Raw genomic sequence first — 15,406 nt, forward strand, 5'->3', positions numbered from 1 at the left:
CCCCGCCCCTCCCGGGACGGGTGCACAGCGCTGGCCGTTGCTCGGATGCGCACTGGTCTCCCTGCTCTGCTCCCTCGCCTTCGTCCTCGCCCCGGTGCACCGGCCGCACGCGGTCTACAGCTGGCCGGCGGCCTCCGGTGACGCCAGCCCGGTCGCCGTCCCGCTGATGCTCCTGCAGCCCGCCGCGGTGCACGCCTCGGTCAGCTGCACGGCAGCCAGGAACGCGGAGCCGGGCTCGGTGCTGATCTCGACGACCACCCTGGACCCGGCTCCCGGGCGGGAGGAGCTGGACGGTCTCCGGGTCAGCGTCGACAACCGGGGCGACCTCCTCGTCACCACGGACCGCACCGACCTGACGCTCCAGGAGGTGCCCACGTCGGGAAACTGCAGGTGGGACCTCGACTCCGACTCCTCGAGCACCGTGCTCAGCCGCGACGGCCAGGTGGTCGACGAGCGCTCCGGCGACCTGCGACCCGCCGTGGCCGGGGTCTTCACCGCCGGCAGCAGCGCAGACGGGCTGGCCGTCGACGTCACCGCCGACACCGTCTTCCAGACCAGTGCCTCGCTGCTGAAGATCGTGCTGGCCGTCCTCGCCCTGCTGTCGCTGGTCACCGCCCTGGTGCTGCTCGCCCGGGGCGACCGGCGGGCCGCACCGTCCCCGACGGACACCGACACCGACCCGGACACCGGCCGGGAGCCCGTGGTCGCCCACCGGTCCGGCAGCTCGGCGTCCACCGCGGGCGCGGGCGGCAGGTCGCCTACCTGGGGCACCGGTCCGCTCCGCTGGCTCGTGGACACGGCCGTGGTCGTCGGGCTCGCTGTGTGGACCGTGATCGGGCCGCTCACCCCCGACGACGGGTACATCGCCGGCATCATACGCAGCCGGGACGCCAACGGCTACGTCGGCGACGTGTACCGCTGGTTCAACGCCCCCGAGGCGCCCTTCGGGTGGTTCTACGAGCTGATGAACGGCTGGTCGAAGATCAGCGAGGCGACCGTCTGGATGCGGGTCCCCTCCTCGCTGCTGGGTGTGCTCACCTGGTTCCTGCTCAGCCGCGGGCTGCTCCCGCGGCTCGGCTCCTTCGCCCGGACGCCGCTGTTCCACCTCGCCGCCGCGCTCACCTTCGCGGTGTGGTGGCTGCCGATCAACCTCGGCCTGCGACCCGAGCCCTGGGTGGCCGCCGGCCTGGTCGCCGTGGTGGTCCTCGTCGAGCGCGGACTCGCCCGTGGGCGCCTGCTCCCGGTCGCCGTGGCGCTCGTGGTCGCCGCGGCCACGCTGGCGGTCACCCCCACCGGCGCGGTGGCGTTCCTCCCGCCCCTGGCCGCGGCGGTCCCGGTGCTCCGGCTGGCCCGGCGCCGGACGGACGTCCGGCTCGTCGCCCTCGTCGCGGTCGCCCTCGCGGCGGCCGCCACCACCGTGCTGCTGATGTTCAGCGACCAGAGCCTGGCGGCCATCCGACTGGCCAACAGCATCCGTGCCGACCTGCCCGGTTCCGTCCCCTGGTCGCAGGAGCCCGAGCGCTGGTACCTGCTGCTCAAGGCGGACAGCGGCCAGGGCGCGCTCGCCCGCCGTGTGCCGGTCCTGCTCGGCCTCCTCGCTGCGTTGGGGATCCTCCTGCGGCGCACCCGGTTGCCGCGGCCCGCTCGGGACGTGACCGACCGGCTGGTCACCACCTCGGCGCTGTCGTTGGTGGTCCTGCTGTTCACGCCCACCAAGTGGACGATGCACTTCGGTGCCTTCGCCGGCACCGGGACGGCGCTGGTCGTCGTCGCCGTCCACCTGTACGCGACGAACCGCGAGCCGGCGGCCGAGCGGCGCAGCGGCGCGATCAGCGCCTCGGCGCTGACTGCCGCCACCGCTGGCCTGGCGGCTGTGCTGCTGGTCGCGGCGCAGTCCTACGCCGGGTGGAACCAGTGGACCTGGCTGTCCAACGCGGCCATCCCGTGGCGGAACATCCCGCCGCAGCTGTTCGGCGTCCAGTTCTCCATGGTCTTCCTCGTCGGGTCGGTGCTCATCGCCGTCGTCGGGGCGACGCTGGTGGTGCTGGCCCGGTCCCGTGGCGCCTCCGAGGTCCGGCTGCCTGGCGCCCGGTGGCTCCCCTCCCCAGGCCTGGTGGCCATGGGAGTGGTCCTGCTCACCGTGGTCCTGCAGACGGGGAGCTTCGCCAAGTCCAGCCTCGCGCTCCGCGACACCTACTCCCTGGCGTCGGACGCCGTCCACACGGTCCAGGGCTCCCCGTGCGGCCTCGCCGAGGACCTCAGCGTCGAGCCCGACCCGCGCGTCGGCCTGCTCGAGCCGACCAGCGCCCGCAGCGCACCCGACAACGGTCCGGTCTCCGACGGGTTCGGCGACTCCGGCGGAGCAGACCCCGTCGGCCCGCCGCTGCGGATGGCCGGTCAGGAGCTGCCCGGCTGGTCGGCCACCGGCCACCGGAACGGCGAGGGCACCGGGCCGGCGACGCTGACCACCGAGTGGTTCACGCTGTCGAAGACGCTGATGCCCGGTCAGGCACCCCTGGTCGTCACCGTGACCGGGGACCGCGGTACCGGCAGCAACGTCGTGGCCGAGTTCGGCACTGTCTCCGCCGACGACGAGGTGATCGCCCTCGGAGCGGTCGGCGTGCCCGAGGCGGGCAACGCCCCGGCCGCGCGCGACTCCCGCGTGGACCCGGCCGTGGTGCCCGCCGGCGCGCAGGTCGTGCGGCTGATCGTCACCGACGGCGGCGCCGACATCGACGTGCCGATCTCGGTGTCCCGGCCTCGGATCCCGGTGACCGTGCCGTTCCAGCAGGTCCTCGACCCGGCGACGCCGGCGCTCGTCGACTGGCCGGTCGCCTTCGTGTTCCCCTGCCAAGAGCTGGCCGTCCAGTTCGGTGGCCTGACCGACCTGCCCGGCTGGCGCATCGCCCCGGCGCTGCCCAGCGACGCCGGCGACATCATCGTGGCCGAATTCGTCGGAGGCCCGTACACGGCCGCGTACAGCCTCGTCGACCAGGACGAGATGCCGGTCTACCAGGCCGCCCGGCCGCTGGAACGGCCGGTCAGCCTCTTCCGGTGGACCCCGCGGGTGGAGCTCGAGCAGCCGCGCACGGAGGTCGAAGAGCGGTCGGTGACCGGCTGGGCGACCTGACCCGACCGGCGGGATCGTGCAGGGGGCGGCACCCGACGGGTGCCGCCCCCTGTCGTCAGCGGTAGGTGACGGTGGTCTTTCCGGTGGCGGCGTTCCAGGTGATCTTCCCGTGCTGGGAGGAAGTCGCCCGGCCACCGATGACGGCGTACTCGTCGCTGGTCGGGAAACCAAGCCGGGAGGTCGCCGCCCCCACGGACACGTACCTGGTGTAGATCGACCCGTACACCGCATGCGAGCCCAGCGCCGCGGTCCAGAACACCGCCCCCTGCTGGAAGGTGCTGTACCGCCCACCGGCCGTGGGACGCTCATCGGCGGTCGGTTGTCGCAACGGGCTGTTCGCCCAGCCCAGCCGCGCCCACAGATCACGGATCGGCCCGCTCACCCGTCGCCGGGGTCCAGTAGATCGAGGACCCGGTCGCGAAGTGGTTGTAGCGCCCCACCCGGTCCGGGGTGGTCAGCTCATTGGTCGTGGGCACCCCGAACCCGGTGCTCAACGTCCCCAACGACGTCCACTTCTCTGCGATCGCACCCGGCACCGCGTGCGCGCCGGTGCCCGCCGTCCAACAGACCGCCCCGCCCTGGAACGTCGAGTACAGCACCCCCCGGCCGCGCCCTTCTCATCCGAGGTGGGCACCCCCAGCCGGCCCGCCAGGCCACCCAGCGCCAGCCACACCTGCCGGATCTGACCCTGCACGACCTTCGCCCCCGTCGCCGAGGTGTAGTAGATCGAGCGGTCCCCGGAGAACGTGTTGACGTACGTGCCCGTCGCCGCCTTCTTCTGGCTGCTCGTGGGCACCGCCCACGACAGCCCACCCAGCGCCGTCCAGCGCGCGGCGATCGGCCCGTGCACCTCCACCGCCCCGGCCTGCGGCGTCCAGTACACCGTCCCGGTCTTGAACGTCTGGTACAGCGCCCCACCCCCAGCCCCCAGCTCACCGGAAGTCGGATAACCCAGCGGACCGGTCTCCCAACCCGTGGACTGCCACAGGTTCCGGATCTGGCCAGCCACCAACTGCGCCTGCGTCGCCGGCGTCCAGTACACCGACGCCCCGTTCGCGAAGTGGTTGAACCGCCCCACCCCATCCGGGGTCGGCCGCTCATCGGTGGTCGGCGCACCCAGCACCGTCGGACCCCCGGCGGCCATGTACACACCCCAGATCTGGCCCGACACCGAATGCGCACCCGTCGCCGCCGTCCAGTACGCATACCCACGCTCGTACTGCTGCCACGACACCCCAGCGGTCACCTGCTGGCTGCCGATGGCGGTGCCGAGCAGGGTCCGCCAGCCAGCGTCCGAGGCGTAGCGGGCCGAAATGGTGGGCTCCGCGGTCCGGCGCATCAACGCGGTCACCCCGGCGCGGATCTCGTCCATCCTGGCGTAGCCGTACCTGCCCGGGCAGGCAGTGCTCCCGACGTCCCGGTGGGCGAATATCGTCGGCTTGGTGACCTTCACCCCAGCGGCGTACTTCGACGTGCCGCCGCCGGATGAGGTGAGCGTGGCCGTGCCGGTCGGGTCGATCCCGTAGAGGGAGAACTTCCAGGCGATGATCGCTTCGACCGCGTCGATCATCGGCTGGGTGGTCGGCGCGATGTCGTAGTTGCCCAGCATCGAGACGCCGAAGGTGCTCGTGTTGAACCCGCCGGCGTGGGCACCCATGACGGTGGTGGACAGCCCGCCGTACCTGCCCTCCCACAGCCGGCCGAACTTGTCGACGATGACGTTGTAGCCGATGTCGCCCCAGCCGAGGCTGACCGTGTGGTAGCGGTAGATCGAGCGCATGATCGCCGGGACCTGGTCCGCGGTGTAGTTGTTCGAGTCAGCGGTGTGGTGGATCGTCGCCGCCTTGAGGGTCGCGGCGTACTGCGGTGACCAGGTGCGGATCTTCTCGTCGGCACCCCACTGGGCGCGGGAGTAGACCGCCGGCATGGTCGTCGCCGCGTGGGCGGTGTCGGTGGCGTCCGGGACGCCGAGCGCGCTGTCCGCATCGCTCTTCCCCGGGTCGACCAGGTCGAGTTGCACGTCGGTCGGCTGGGCACCGGAGCGCGTCACCAGCTCCACCTCGACCCCGGTGCTCGGGCCGGTCCACAGCGGCGAGGTCCCGCCGCGCAGCACCGCACCGGTGTCCGCGCCGGCCGACTGGTCCTGGGTCTCCTGGGTGACCTCGGTCCACCCGCCCCAGTCGCCGTCGGCGTCGGTGACCCGGACCTGCACGAGTGTGTCGCTGACCGCCGCGTCGTAGGACCAGGTGATGCCCACCAGTGAGAACTCGTCGACGTCGGTGCGCCGGACGGTCAGCGTGGGGGTGTCGGACTCGACGCCGCTCACCGGGTCCGACGTGCCCTCTCGGACGTCCGCGGCCCTCGCCGGTTCGTCCACCGAGCCCAGGTCCACCACGTCGCTGGACGTGGTGACCGGCTCCGGCAACGGCTGGGGTGACGCGTACACGGGCAGAACCAGGAAGGTCGCGGTGAAGGCCAAGAAGGCGGTGGTTGCGGCGGCCGTTCGGCGCACGAGGCGGTCCTCCGTACAACAGTGTGTGTCTCGGTCGACACGGAGTGCGACCGCTTCCCCACAGACCATCGGCCATCCGGCGAGCAAGTTGAGTGCACCGCGCCATGTCGGTACCTGTGATGTGAGTCCACGACGGCGGCCGGACGGGTTCGTACTGGACAGCCACGCGCCCCGTGGCCACGAAAAAGGACCATGGGGACTGGAACGACTGCCTTTCCCCATGGCAGTCAGCGGGCGCTGGGGCCGCTGCGCGGGTTGTGGAGGGTGTGGTGGGTGAGGCTTCGGGCGCTCGTGTCGGGCGGCTGGGGACACGGGTGCGCTGCCTACCATGACCGCGCCGCCCGACGTCCGACGACGGCCATCGCACGGCGCGGGAACGTGTGCCGCGATCGTTCCCGAACCCCGATCTGCAGCGAGGAAACCGTGAGCCGAGAGCGTGACGAACGAGTCGACCCCGTGGGTCCTCGCCCGCTGCCCCCGCGGCTCGACCCGCGCGTGGGTCGGCAGCGGCAGCAGGCCGAGACGTCCGACCGCGCCACCGGCCGGGGCCGGCTGACCCTTGCTCTCCGCGTGGTGGCGGGCCTGCTCTCCCTCGCCCTGGTCGTGGGCTCGGGGTGGGGGTGGTACCTCGGCCGGGTCGCCTCTGCGACGGTGAACCGGACCGATGCCCTGCCGGCGTCAGGCAACGAGGGCAGCGGGAGCACCGGTGCCGCGATGAACATGCTGCTGGTCGGCACCGACAGCCGCAGCGAGCTCACCGAGCAGCAGCAGGACGAGTTCCACACCGGCGGCGACTCGGGGCTGAACACGGACACGATGATCCTGGTGCACGTGCCCGCCGACGGGTCAGCGGCGTCCTTCGTCTCCTTCCCGCGCGACTCCTACGTCGACATCCCTGGCCACGGCCAGGACAAGCTGAACGCCGCCTACGCGTACGGCTACGCCGACGCTGACGCGTCGGCCACCGAGGACGGCAAGCTCGCGTCGGGCGCGCAGCTGCTGGTGCAGACCATCAGTCAGCTCACCGGCCTGCAGGTCGACCACTACGCCGAGGTCGACCTGCTCGGCTTCTTCAACCTCAGCTCGGTCGTCGGAGGTGTCGAGGTCAACCTGTGCAAGGCGGTCGATGACTCGGAGTACTCCGGCGCGGTGTTCCCTGCCGGCGTGCAGACCATCAGCGGCGCCGACGCGCTGAAGTTCGTCCGCCAGCGGCACGGCCTGCCGCGCGGCGACTTCGACCGCATCGTCCGCCAGCAGGCCTTCATCGCCGGCATCCTCCGCAAGATGCTCTCCGAGGACGTCCTGCTCGATCTGGGCAAGCAGCGCGAGCTGGTGCAGTCCGTCGCCCAGTCGATGACCGTCGACCAGTCGCTGGACCTGATGCAGCTCGCCCAGCAGATGCAGTCCGTCAAGCCCGGCTCCGTGGACTTCCAGACCGTGCCCAACGTCGGGACCGACAAGGAAGGCGGCAAGTCGATCGTCCGGCTCGAGGACGCCGACACCCTGCACGCCTTCTTCGCCGACCTCTCGTCCGACCCGGAGGACACGGCGGAGAGCTCCGCCGCGGCTACGACCTCGGCAGCGCCGTCGGTCGTGCCCGGTGATGTGACCGTGGACGTCTACAACGGCTCGGGCACGTCCGGGCTGGCCGCCTCCGCGGCCGAGGCCCTCGCCGGTGCCGGCTACGTCGTCGGCACCACGGGCAACGCCGACACCACCAGCCTGGCGACCACCGAGATCCGGTACGGCACGGATGGCAAGACGCTGGCGAAGGCAACCGCCAAGGCGATTCCCGGGGCCAAGCTGGTCTCCGCGGACGACGTCGCCGCGGGGCATGTGCAGTTGGTCATCGGCACCGACTTCAACGGGGTCGGGCAGGCGGTCACTCCGGTCACCTCGGCCGCGGCCAGCAGCTCCGACGCAGCGCCGGGCGGGTCCGCCCGCAGCGCCGCGGACACCAGCTGCATAAATTGATCGATCTGTCCGACTGGGGGCGCGCACCCAGCTCCCAGCTGAGCCCGGGTAGCGTCGAGCGCCCCGGTCGCGTGCGCGCCTCCTCCCTGTGGAGTTCCTGTTGATTACCCAGCTGACGGCGGACGAGCAGGGGCTGGCCTTCACCGCCTCCGCCGAGGACCGGTCCGTCGTCCTGGACCTGCTGCTGGACGGGCGGCGGATCTGGTCCTTCCGCTGCGCCGACGCCGACCGAGGTCTAGGTGCGGTCGCCGACAGGTGGTCGGTGCCGTGGCCGTCTGTGTTGCGCCCACACCTGGAGGGCTCCGCCACCTTCACCCTCCGCCCGGTGGGCGGCGATGGCGCAGCGCAGAGCGTCGACGTCACGCTCGGGACCGGCAGCGGGAGGATCCGGTTCACCGACCGCGACGGCATGGCCCTCATGGTGAACAAGTGGGGCCAGCTGGGCCATGCGCTCGGCGACTGGGACGACGGGATGGTCACCCGGCTGCTCGACCACGTCGACCAGGTGCGCGCCGGCCTCCTCGCCGGCAACGACCTCGACGTCTACGTCACCAGCGGGACGCTGCTCGGCCCGTACCGGGACGGCCACCTCATCCCCAGCGACGACGACGCCGACCTGGCCTACCTGAGCCGGCACACGCATCCGGTGGCCGTCATCCAGGAGTCCTTCCAGCTCGGCCGCCGGCTGGCGGCCGCTGGGCTGACCGTGCAGCGCTACTCCGCAGGCCACCTGCAGGTCCACTTCGAGAACCAGGGCAGACCCGACGTCTACGTCGACGTCTTCACCGGCTGGATCGACGACGTCGGCTGGTGGTACCAGACCTTCGCGGTGCGTTCCCGCGTCGCCCGGGATCGGCTGGTGCCGGTGTCCACCATCGAGGTGGAAGGGCGGACCGAGCCGGCACCGCGCGAGCCGGAGGCGGTGCTCGCGACGATCTACGGCCCCAACTGGCGCACCCCCGACCCGGCCTTCACCTTCGAGGTGCCGCCGGCCACCAGCAACCGCTTCTGGGGGTGGCTCTCCGACGCCGGGATGGACCGCTCGCTGTGGGAGCTGGTTCTCGGCGACGCACCGCACGGCGACCCGGCCGGTCCATCAGGGGCCGCCCGGCTGCTCGCCGAGCGCCTGGGCCCGGGGTCAGCGGTCCTGGAGCTGGGCTGCGGCCGCGGCGAGGACGCGCTGTGGTTGGCCGGCCGCGGGCACCGCGTCGAGGCCGTGGACTACGCACACCGCCCGCTCCTGGACGCTCAGTCGGTCGCAGACGTGAACATGTCACCCGCACGGTTCCGCCCGCTGAACCTGTACGACCTGCGGCGGGTGATGGCTCTCGGCACCGAGGTGGCCGCCCGCGATGAGCCCGTGCACGTCCTCGCCCACGACCTGCTGCCCACGCTCTGGGACGTCGGCCGGCCTGCCCTCTTCCGGCTGCTGTCGATGGTGCTGCGCACCGGGGGCGAGGCGCACCTGGACGTCATGACCAGCCCACCGAAGCGGTCAGCCGGCGCCCCACCGGAGCCGGGGCCGCTGTGGCGAGAGCTCGCGGTGGCGGATCTCGAGGCGGAGATGCGCCCGTTCGCACTGCACGTCCGCGAAGCCCACCCGTTGGTGGAGGAGGTGCGCACCGGCCCCGGGGCGGGTCGCGGACCGGTGACGAGGACGAGGATGGTGGTGGAATGGCAGCGGTCGACCAGGTGAAGCGGTTCGGGCGGGGCGCTGCGCGGCTGATGGCCCGGCGAGCGCGGCGTCTCCTCGTGCCCGACTACGACGAGCTGGTGTCCGACCGGGACCGGGCGCTCCATGAGCTGCAGGTGGCCTTCGAGTCGGTCACGGCGGCCCACCAGGGCATCGCCGACCTGCAGGCCGAGCAGCGTGCACTGCAGGAACGGCTGAACGCGACCCTGCTGCTGGCCGAGGCCGCGGAGCCGCGGCTGAATGAGGTCGTGGTCCGGGTCGAACCGCGCCTCGAGCAGTTGGAGGACGGCCTGCACGAGGCACGCCGGCTGAACCTCCGCATCGCAGAGCTCACTGACATCGTCACCGAGATCGTGCTGCCGCTCCACCACCGGGACATCGACGCCGAGCGGGTCGCTGACCTGGCTCCCGACACCCAGTGACGTCGTAGAAGGGGGCACCCCGATGGCGGCCCAGGTGACCGGCCGCCGCACGGCCAGTCGAGCCTCTCCTCGTCACCGGACGTGACCACGTGCCTGACCCGCCCTGCAGGATGGACCGCCGCTCCCCCGACGGTCCGGTACGACGTTGCCGCACAGACCATCACAGCCGCCGACGCACTCGGACTCCACCACCGTCGGTCGAGCGGCACACCTCGACCGCAGGGGTCGACGACGAAGCACGCGCACGCAGCAGACGCGAGCTGCACCAGCGGACCGCGGCCCGCAGCGAACACGAGCCGCCGGTGCCCCGCAGGAGGGGATCGGACGGTGCCGAGTCCGCCCCAGAGATCAGATGGGCAGCTTGCGGAACACCGCTCGTGGCGTGTGCCGCAGGCCGCTCATCACCCAGCGCATGGCGCCGGGCACCCACACGGTGTGCCGGCCCTTGCGGATGCCGGTGACGATCGCCTCGGCCACCGCCTCGGGCGTGGTGGCCAGCGGCGCGTCGGCGATCCCCTCGGTCATCTTCGACCGCACGAAGCCGGGGCGGACCACGAGCACCGAGACGCCGGAGCCCACCAGGGAGTCCGCGAGACCGGAGTAGAAGGCGTCCAGGCCGGCCTTGGTCGACCCGTACACGAAGTTCGACGCCCGCGGCCGCTCCCCCGCGACCGAGGAGAGCGCGACGATGACCCCGTGCCCCTGCCGGCGCATGAGGTTGGCCAGCTCCGTGCCGACCACGGTGGGCGCCACGTAGTTGACCTGCGCCAGCTGGGCCACCGCGGCGGGCTCGCTACGCAGCTGGTCGGCGTCGCCGAGCAGCCCGAACGCGACCACCGCGACGTCGACGTCACCGCCGGCGGCCGCCGCGGCGACCATCCGCGCCGGCGAGGAGGCGTCATCGGCGTCGAAGTCGACGACCTCGACCATGCCGCCCGCGGCCTTCAGCTCGTCGGCGACGACGCTGCGGCGCGGGGTGTCCCGAGCCGCCAGGACGATCCGCAGCGGCCGCTCGGCCAGGTACCGGCGGGCGGTGGCCACGGCGATGTCGGAGGTGCCGCCGACGAGCAGCAGCGAGCTGGGGGAACCGAGTGCGTCGATCACAGTGCGAGCCTCCTGGCCAGGTCGGAGGTGAAGACACCGTCGGGGTCCACCCGCTTGCGCACGGCCCGGAAGTCGTCGAGCCGGTCGTACATCTTCTCGAACGTCTCCGGGCGCACCCGGGAGTCCTTGGCCAGGTAGGTCCGGCCCCCTGCTGCGATGACGACCTCATCGAGGGAGTCGAGCAGGCCGGCCAGCCCCTTCATCACCGGGATGTCCAGCGCCAGCGTCCAGCCGGGCGAGGGGTAGGACAGCATGCCCGGGTTGCCCGGGCCGAACCGCTTGAGCACGGCCAGGAACGACGCCGTCCCGAAGGAGCTGAGCCGGTCCAGCACCTCGCGCATGGCCTCCTCCTGCCCGAAGGGCACGGTGACCTGGTACTGCACGAAGCCGCGCGGACCGTAGATGCGGTTCCAGCCGCCGACGGCGTCCAGCGGGTGGAAGAAGGTCGGGATGCTCTGCAGCTGGTCGCGCTTCATCTTCGGGGCCTTGCGGTACCAGACCTCGTTGAACGCCGCGACCGTGGCCAGGTTGAGCAGGCCGGGCGGGAAGACGTCGGGCACGGAGGCCTTGACCGAGCCGTGATACCTCAGCGGGTCGGTCCGACGCTTGGCCGGCAGCTCATCGAGCTTCGCGAACCGGCCGCGGGTGACCACCGAGCGGCCCATCCGCTTGCCCTTGGCGAGGGTGTCGATCCAGGCCACCGAGTACTCGTAGAGGTGGTCGGTCTCGGTGAGCAGCGTCATCAGCGAGTCCAGGTTCTCCGTCCGGTCGGTGTCGACCAGGCAGCGCGAGGACTCGATCGCCTTCATCTGCACCTGCGCCCGCAGGATGACCCCGGTCAGGCCCATGCCGCCGGCGGTGGCCCAGAACAGGTCGGCGTCGGACTCCGGGCTGATCCGGCGGACCTGCCCGTCCGCGGTCAGCAGGTCGATCCAGCGGACGTGCTGGCTGAAGCTGCCCGCGACGTGGTGGTTCTTGCCGTGGATGTCGGCAGCGATGGCCCCGCCGACGGTCACCAGCCGGGTGCCCGGCGTCACCGGGACGAAGAAGCCCTGCGGGACGAACTGGTTCATCAGCTCGTCCAGGGAGATCCCGGCCTCGACGTCAACCAGGCCGGTCTCCAGGTCGGCGTGCAGCACCCGGGCCGCGGCGGTCATGTCCAGCACGGTGCCGCCGGCGTTCTGCGCGGCGTCGCCGTAGCTGCGGGCCAGTCCGCGGGCCACGACACCGCGAGCGGTCGCGGCCAGCACGGCGGCGCGGACGTCGTCGTCACCGTGGACCGGGGTGAGCGCGGCACGGGTCGGGGCGGTGCGGCCCCAGCCGACGAGCGGGACGCGGGCGGGTTCGGTCGTGGTGGTGGAGAGGAGAGCGGTGTCAGCCACTGAATACCCCCAGGGCGACGGTCAGCGCCCAGAGGGCGCCGAGGATGAGCAGGACACGGTCGTGCATGACGATCTCTTCGGGGGCGCCGGCGGCGCCCTTGTCGACGTCCCGCGCGTACCGCAGGATCGCCAGGACGAAGGGGGCGATGGAGAAGGTGGCCCACGGGACACCGTCCTGCGTCTCCGACATCTCGAAGGCCCAGAGGCAGTAGGCGGACAGTGCCACCGCGGCCGACAGGCTCCACACGAAACGCAGGTAGCTCGCGGAGTACTCCCGCAGCGTCTTCCGCGTGGCGCCGGCATCGCCGACGACGATCAGCTCGGAGTAGCGCTTCCCGGCCACCATGAACAACGACCCGAAGGCCGCCACGAGCAGGAACCACTGGGAGAGCACGAGCCCGGCGGCCACACCGCCGGCGATGCCGCGGAGCAGGAACCCGGAGGCGACCACGGCCAGGTCGATGACCGGCTCGTTCTTGAGGAAGGTGCAGTAGGCCAGCTGGATGACCACGTAGCTGGCCAGCACCCACGCCAGCGCCGGACGGGTGAGCAGCACGCCGGCGGTGAGGGTGCCGGCGAAGAGCACGACGGCGATCGCGACGGCCGCCGAGCGCGGTACGAGGCCGGCGGCGATCGGCCGGAACCGCTTGCGCGGGTGCCGCCGGTCCTCCTCGACGTCGATCGAGTCGTTGACCAGGTAGACGCCGGAGGCGGCGAGGGAGAACAGCACGAAGGCGACGGCGGTGGGCCCCATCACGTCGGGGTTGAACACCTCGCCCGCGGCGAGCGGGGCCGCCAGCACGAGGACGTTCTTGACCCACTGCCGCGGCCGCAGGGCGCGCACGAAGCCCCAGGGCCGCGAGCCCCGGAAGCCCGGCGTGCGCGGCGGCGGGGCGACCTTGCCGGGCTGCTCCGTGTCTGCCACCCGGCTGAGCGCCGGACCCGTGCGCACGGTCCCGGGAGAGGTGGTGGCCGGTTGCGGCTCAGCGGTCACGATCAGGCCTTCCTGGCGGTGGGGGCGGTCATGCGGCGCCGGACGACGGTGGCCACGGTGGCTCCGAGCGCGGCGCCGGAGACGACGTCACTGGGGTAGTGCACACCCAGCAGCACCCGGGACACCAGCATCGCGCCGGTCACGGTGGCCATCACCGGCGCACCCAGCATGGGCGCGAAGCCGACGGCGGCCGCGGCGGTGGAGGTGCTGTGCGCACTGGGGAAGGACAGCCGGCTGGGCGTGGAGACCAGGGCCGGCACGTCCTCGAGGGCAGGGCGCACCCGCCGCACCACCCGCTTGACGACCACACCGGCGGCATGGGCGGCCACCACCCCGACGGTCGCTGCGGCCCACTCGTCGCGCCGGCGGCCGGAGAGCCAGCCGACGGTGCCGAGGGCGATCCAACCGAGGGCGTGCTCACCGAAGTGGGACATCCCCTGGGCGACCGGGACGGCGGGGGTCTCCCCGAGGGCGCGGCGGGTGGAGCGGAGCACCGCGTGATCGAGACGGATCAGGCCGGGGCCGCGGGCAGCAGTCATCGGGAGTTGACTGTAACCGGGATGGCATCCCGGCCGCCGGAGCGTGGCGGACCGGTCCGACTTCAGCTGTCACTCTGTTCCCGTGCCCCCCTCTGCCCCCAGACCACCCGCCGCCCTGCTCACCGCGGCCCTCCGCCGGGACGCCGCGGCGCCGCTGGTGACCTACTACGACGACGTGTCCGGTGAGCGGGTGGAGCTGTCGGCCACCACGCTGGCGAACTGGGTCGCCAAGACAGCCAACCTGCTGCAGGAGGAGTTCGACGTCGGGCCGGGCAGCGTGGTCGCGGTGGCGCTGCCGGTGCACTGGCAGACCGCCGCGGTGCTGCTGGGCACGTGGAGCTGCGGCGCCGCGGTGCTCGACACCGCCGGGGAGGACGACGACCGGTTCACCGAGGCCGACGTCGTCCTGGCCGCAGCCGACCGGCTGCCCCCGCTGGAGGAGCAGGGCCTCCCCGAGCTGATGGGCCTGTCGCTGCACCCGATGGGTCTGGGCATGGCCGGCTACGTCGGCCCGGCCCGGGACTTCGCCCTCGAGGTGCGCGGGCACGGCGACGTCTTCACCCCGTGGCAGCCGGTCGACCCCGGCGGCCCGGGGCTGGTCCTGGCCGCCGGTGAGCTGACCCTGGGCGGTCTGGTCGAGGCGGCGACGGAGCTGGCCGGCCGGCTGGGCATCGGAGCCGGCGACCGGGTGCTCGTCGACGAGCGGACCGCGCTGGAGGCCGGGCCGGTGGCCTGGCTGCTCGCTCCGCTGGTCGCCGGCGCCTCCCTGGTGCTCTGCCGGTCCGCGGACCCCTCGGGGCTGGCGCACCGCGCAGCGGTCGAGCGGGTCACCGCTACGCTCGGCCTCACGCTCGACGGGGTACGTGAGCTGGGCCGCCCCGCCTGACCCACTTCGCCCAGCTGTGATGGACGGTGGTCAGCAGTGGACAAGGTCGTTCCCAGCACCCGTGAGGCCGTGGCGGACATCCCCGACGGCGCCACCCTCGCAGTCGGCGGGTTCGGGCTCTGCGGGGTGCCGATCCAGCTGATCGACGCCCTGCTGGAGCAGGGCACCAGCGGGCTCACCACGATCTCCAACAACTGCGGCGTCGACGACCAGGCCCTGGGGGTGCTGCTCTACGCCGGCCGGATCGGAAAGACGATCAGCTCCTTCGTCGGCGGCAACAAGGAGCTGGCGCGGCTGTACCTGACCGGCCAGATGGAGGTCGAGCTGACCCCGCAGGGCACGCTGGCCGAGCGGCTGCGCGCCGGCGGTACCGGCATCCCGGCCTTCTACACCCCCACCGGGGTCGGCACCCTGGTCGCCGACGGCGGCATCCCGGTGCGCTACGACGCCGAGGGCAACGTGGTGGCCACCAGCCCGCCCAAGGAGGTGCGCGAGTTCGGCGGCCGGCAGTACGTGCTGGAGACCGCGCTGACCGCCGACTTCGGGCTGGTCCGGGCCGCGGTCGGCGACCGGCACGGCAACCTGGTGTTCCACGAGTCCGCGCGCAACTTCAACCCGCTGGCCGGCATGGCCGGGCGGGTCACCATCGCCGAGGTCGAGCAGCTCGTCGAGCCCGGCGAGATCAGCCCCGAGGACGTCCACCTGGCCGGGGTCTACGTGCAGCGCGTCGTCGAGGTCGGCACCGAGGGCAAGAAGATCGAGTTCCGCAC

Annotated in this window: 13 protein-coding genes; 6 read left to right on the forward strand and 7 right to left on the reverse strand. The window is 72.4% G+C overall.

Going from position 1 to position 15,406, the window contains the following annotated elements:
• Window positions 1–37 precede the first annotated feature (37 nt).
• Window positions 38–3,130: an arabinosyltransferase domain-containing protein gene (locus FHL79_RS23025; protein WP_138760890.1), complete on the forward strand. Its 3,093-nt coding sequence runs from the start codon at window positions 38–40 to the stop codon at window positions 3,128–3,130.
• Between the two features lie 55 nt (window positions 3,131–3,185).
• Here FHL79_RS23025 and FHL79_RS23030 read toward each other — a convergent pair whose 3' ends face one another.
• Genes FHL79_RS23030 through FHL79_RS23040 form a run of 3 tightly spaced genes read right to left on the reverse strand, consistent with a single transcriptional unit; the run spans window position 3,186 to window position 5,642 of the window.
• Complete coding sequence (locus tag FHL79_RS23030; protein ID WP_138760891.1) at window positions 3,186–3,512, reverse strand: LGFP repeat-containing protein; 327 nt, start codon at window positions 3,510–3,512, stop codon at window positions 3,186–3,188.
• On the reverse strand, window positions 3,493–3,729 hold the full coding sequence (locus tag FHL79_RS25990; RefSeq protein WP_138760892.1) for an LGFP repeat-containing protein: 237 nt from the start codon (window positions 3,727–3,729) through the stop codon (window positions 3,493–3,495). The genes FHL79_RS23030 and FHL79_RS25990 overlap by 20 nt, the downstream gene beginning before the upstream one ends.
• Window positions 3,621–5,642 carry an N-acetylmuramoyl-L-alanine amidase gene (locus FHL79_RS23040; protein WP_171058309.1) on the reverse strand — a complete coding sequence of 674 codons (2,022 nt, stop codon included), beginning with the start codon at window positions 5,640–5,642 and terminating at the stop codon, window positions 3,621–3,623. The genes FHL79_RS25990 and FHL79_RS23040 overlap by 109 nt, the downstream gene beginning before the upstream one ends.
• A gap of 456 nt (window positions 5,643–6,098) precedes the next feature.
• Here FHL79_RS23040 and FHL79_RS23045 point away from each other — a divergent pair, with 456 nt between their 5' ends.
• The 3 genes from FHL79_RS23045 (at window position 6,099) to FHL79_RS25605 (ending at window position 9,731) form a co-directional block, all read left to right on the forward strand.
• Window positions 6,099–7,616 carry an LCP family protein gene (locus FHL79_RS23045; protein WP_246081148.1) on the forward strand — a complete coding sequence of 506 codons (1,518 nt, stop codon included), beginning with the start codon at window positions 6,099–6,101 and terminating at the stop codon, window positions 7,614–7,616.
• Between the two features lie 88 nt (window positions 7,617–7,704).
• On the forward strand, window positions 7,705–9,312 hold the full coding sequence (locus FHL79_RS23050; protein WP_138760895.1) for a LicD family protein: 1,608 nt from the start codon (window positions 7,705–7,707) through the stop codon (window positions 9,310–9,312).
• Window positions 9,291–9,731 (forward strand): DUF6752 domain-containing protein, encoded by a 441-nt coding sequence (locus tag FHL79_RS25605; protein ID WP_218938578.1) that lies wholly within the window; start codon window positions 9,291–9,293, stop codon window positions 9,729–9,731. The genes FHL79_RS23050 and FHL79_RS25605 overlap by 22 nt, the downstream gene beginning before the upstream one ends.
• A 348-nt stretch (window positions 9,732–10,079) precedes the next feature.
• Here FHL79_RS25605 and dprE2 read toward each other — a convergent pair whose 3' ends face one another.
• Genes dprE2 through FHL79_RS23075 form a run of 4 tightly spaced genes read right to left on the reverse strand, consistent with a single transcriptional unit; the run spans window position 10,080 to window position 13,750 of the window.
• Window positions 10,080–10,835, reverse strand: a complete 756-nt coding sequence (dprE2, locus tag FHL79_RS23060; RefSeq protein ID WP_138760896.1) for a decaprenylphospho-beta-D-erythro-pentofuranosid-2-ulose 2-reductase — start codon at window positions 10,833–10,835, stop codon at window positions 10,080–10,082.
• Window positions 10,832–12,217, reverse strand: coding sequence for a decaprenylphosphoryl-beta-D-ribose oxidase (gene dprE1 / locus FHL79_RS23065; protein WP_138760897.1), 1,386 nt, complete (start codon window positions 12,215–12,217; stop codon window positions 10,832–10,834). Before dprE1 ends, dprE2 begins: the two co-directional genes overlap by 4 nt.
• On the reverse strand, window positions 12,210–13,211 hold the full coding sequence (locus tag FHL79_RS23070) for a decaprenyl-phosphate phosphoribosyltransferase (RefSeq protein ID WP_138760898.1): 1,002 nt from the start codon (window positions 13,209–13,211) through the stop codon (window positions 12,210–12,212). Before FHL79_RS23070 ends, dprE1 begins: the two co-directional genes overlap by 8 nt.
• Window positions 13,212–13,213: 2 nt before the next feature.
• A complete protein-coding gene (locus FHL79_RS23075; RefSeq protein ID WP_138760899.1) occupies window positions 13,214–13,750 on the reverse strand; it encodes a phosphatase PAP2 family protein in 537 nt (178 codons plus the stop codon).
• A gap of 82 nt (window positions 13,751–13,832) precedes the next feature.
• On the opposite strand from FHL79_RS23075, the gene FHL79_RS23080 reads away from it, so the two are divergent.
• Together FHL79_RS23080 and FHL79_RS23085 are read left to right on the forward strand one after the other, a co-directional pair.
• On the forward strand, window positions 13,833–14,636 hold the full coding sequence (locus tag FHL79_RS23080) for a TIGR03089 family protein (RefSeq protein WP_138760900.1): 804 nt from the start codon (window positions 13,833–13,835) through the stop codon (window positions 14,634–14,636).
• Window positions 14,637–14,672: 36 nt separating this feature from the next.
• Window positions 14,673–15,406 (forward strand): CoA transferase subunit A (locus tag FHL79_RS23085; RefSeq protein ID WP_138760901.1); only part of this gene is annotated, 734 nt, incomplete at its 3' end.

The organism is Modestobacter altitudinis (genome assembly GCF_005930475.1).
In the GTDB taxonomy this organism is placed as follows: Bacteria; Actinomycetota; Actinomycetes; order Mycobacteriales; family Geodermatophilaceae; genus Modestobacter; species Modestobacter altitudinis.

Coding starts and splice junctions, on each gene's coding strand:
- FHL79_RS25605 (WP_218938578.1), top strand. CDS start 9,291: ATGGCAGCGGTCGACCAGGTGAAGCGGTTCGGGCGGGGCGCTGCGCGG.
- FHL79_RS23075 (WP_138760899.1), bottom strand. CDS start 13,750: ATGACTGCTGCCCGCGGCCCCGGCCTGATCCGTCTCGATCACGCGGTG.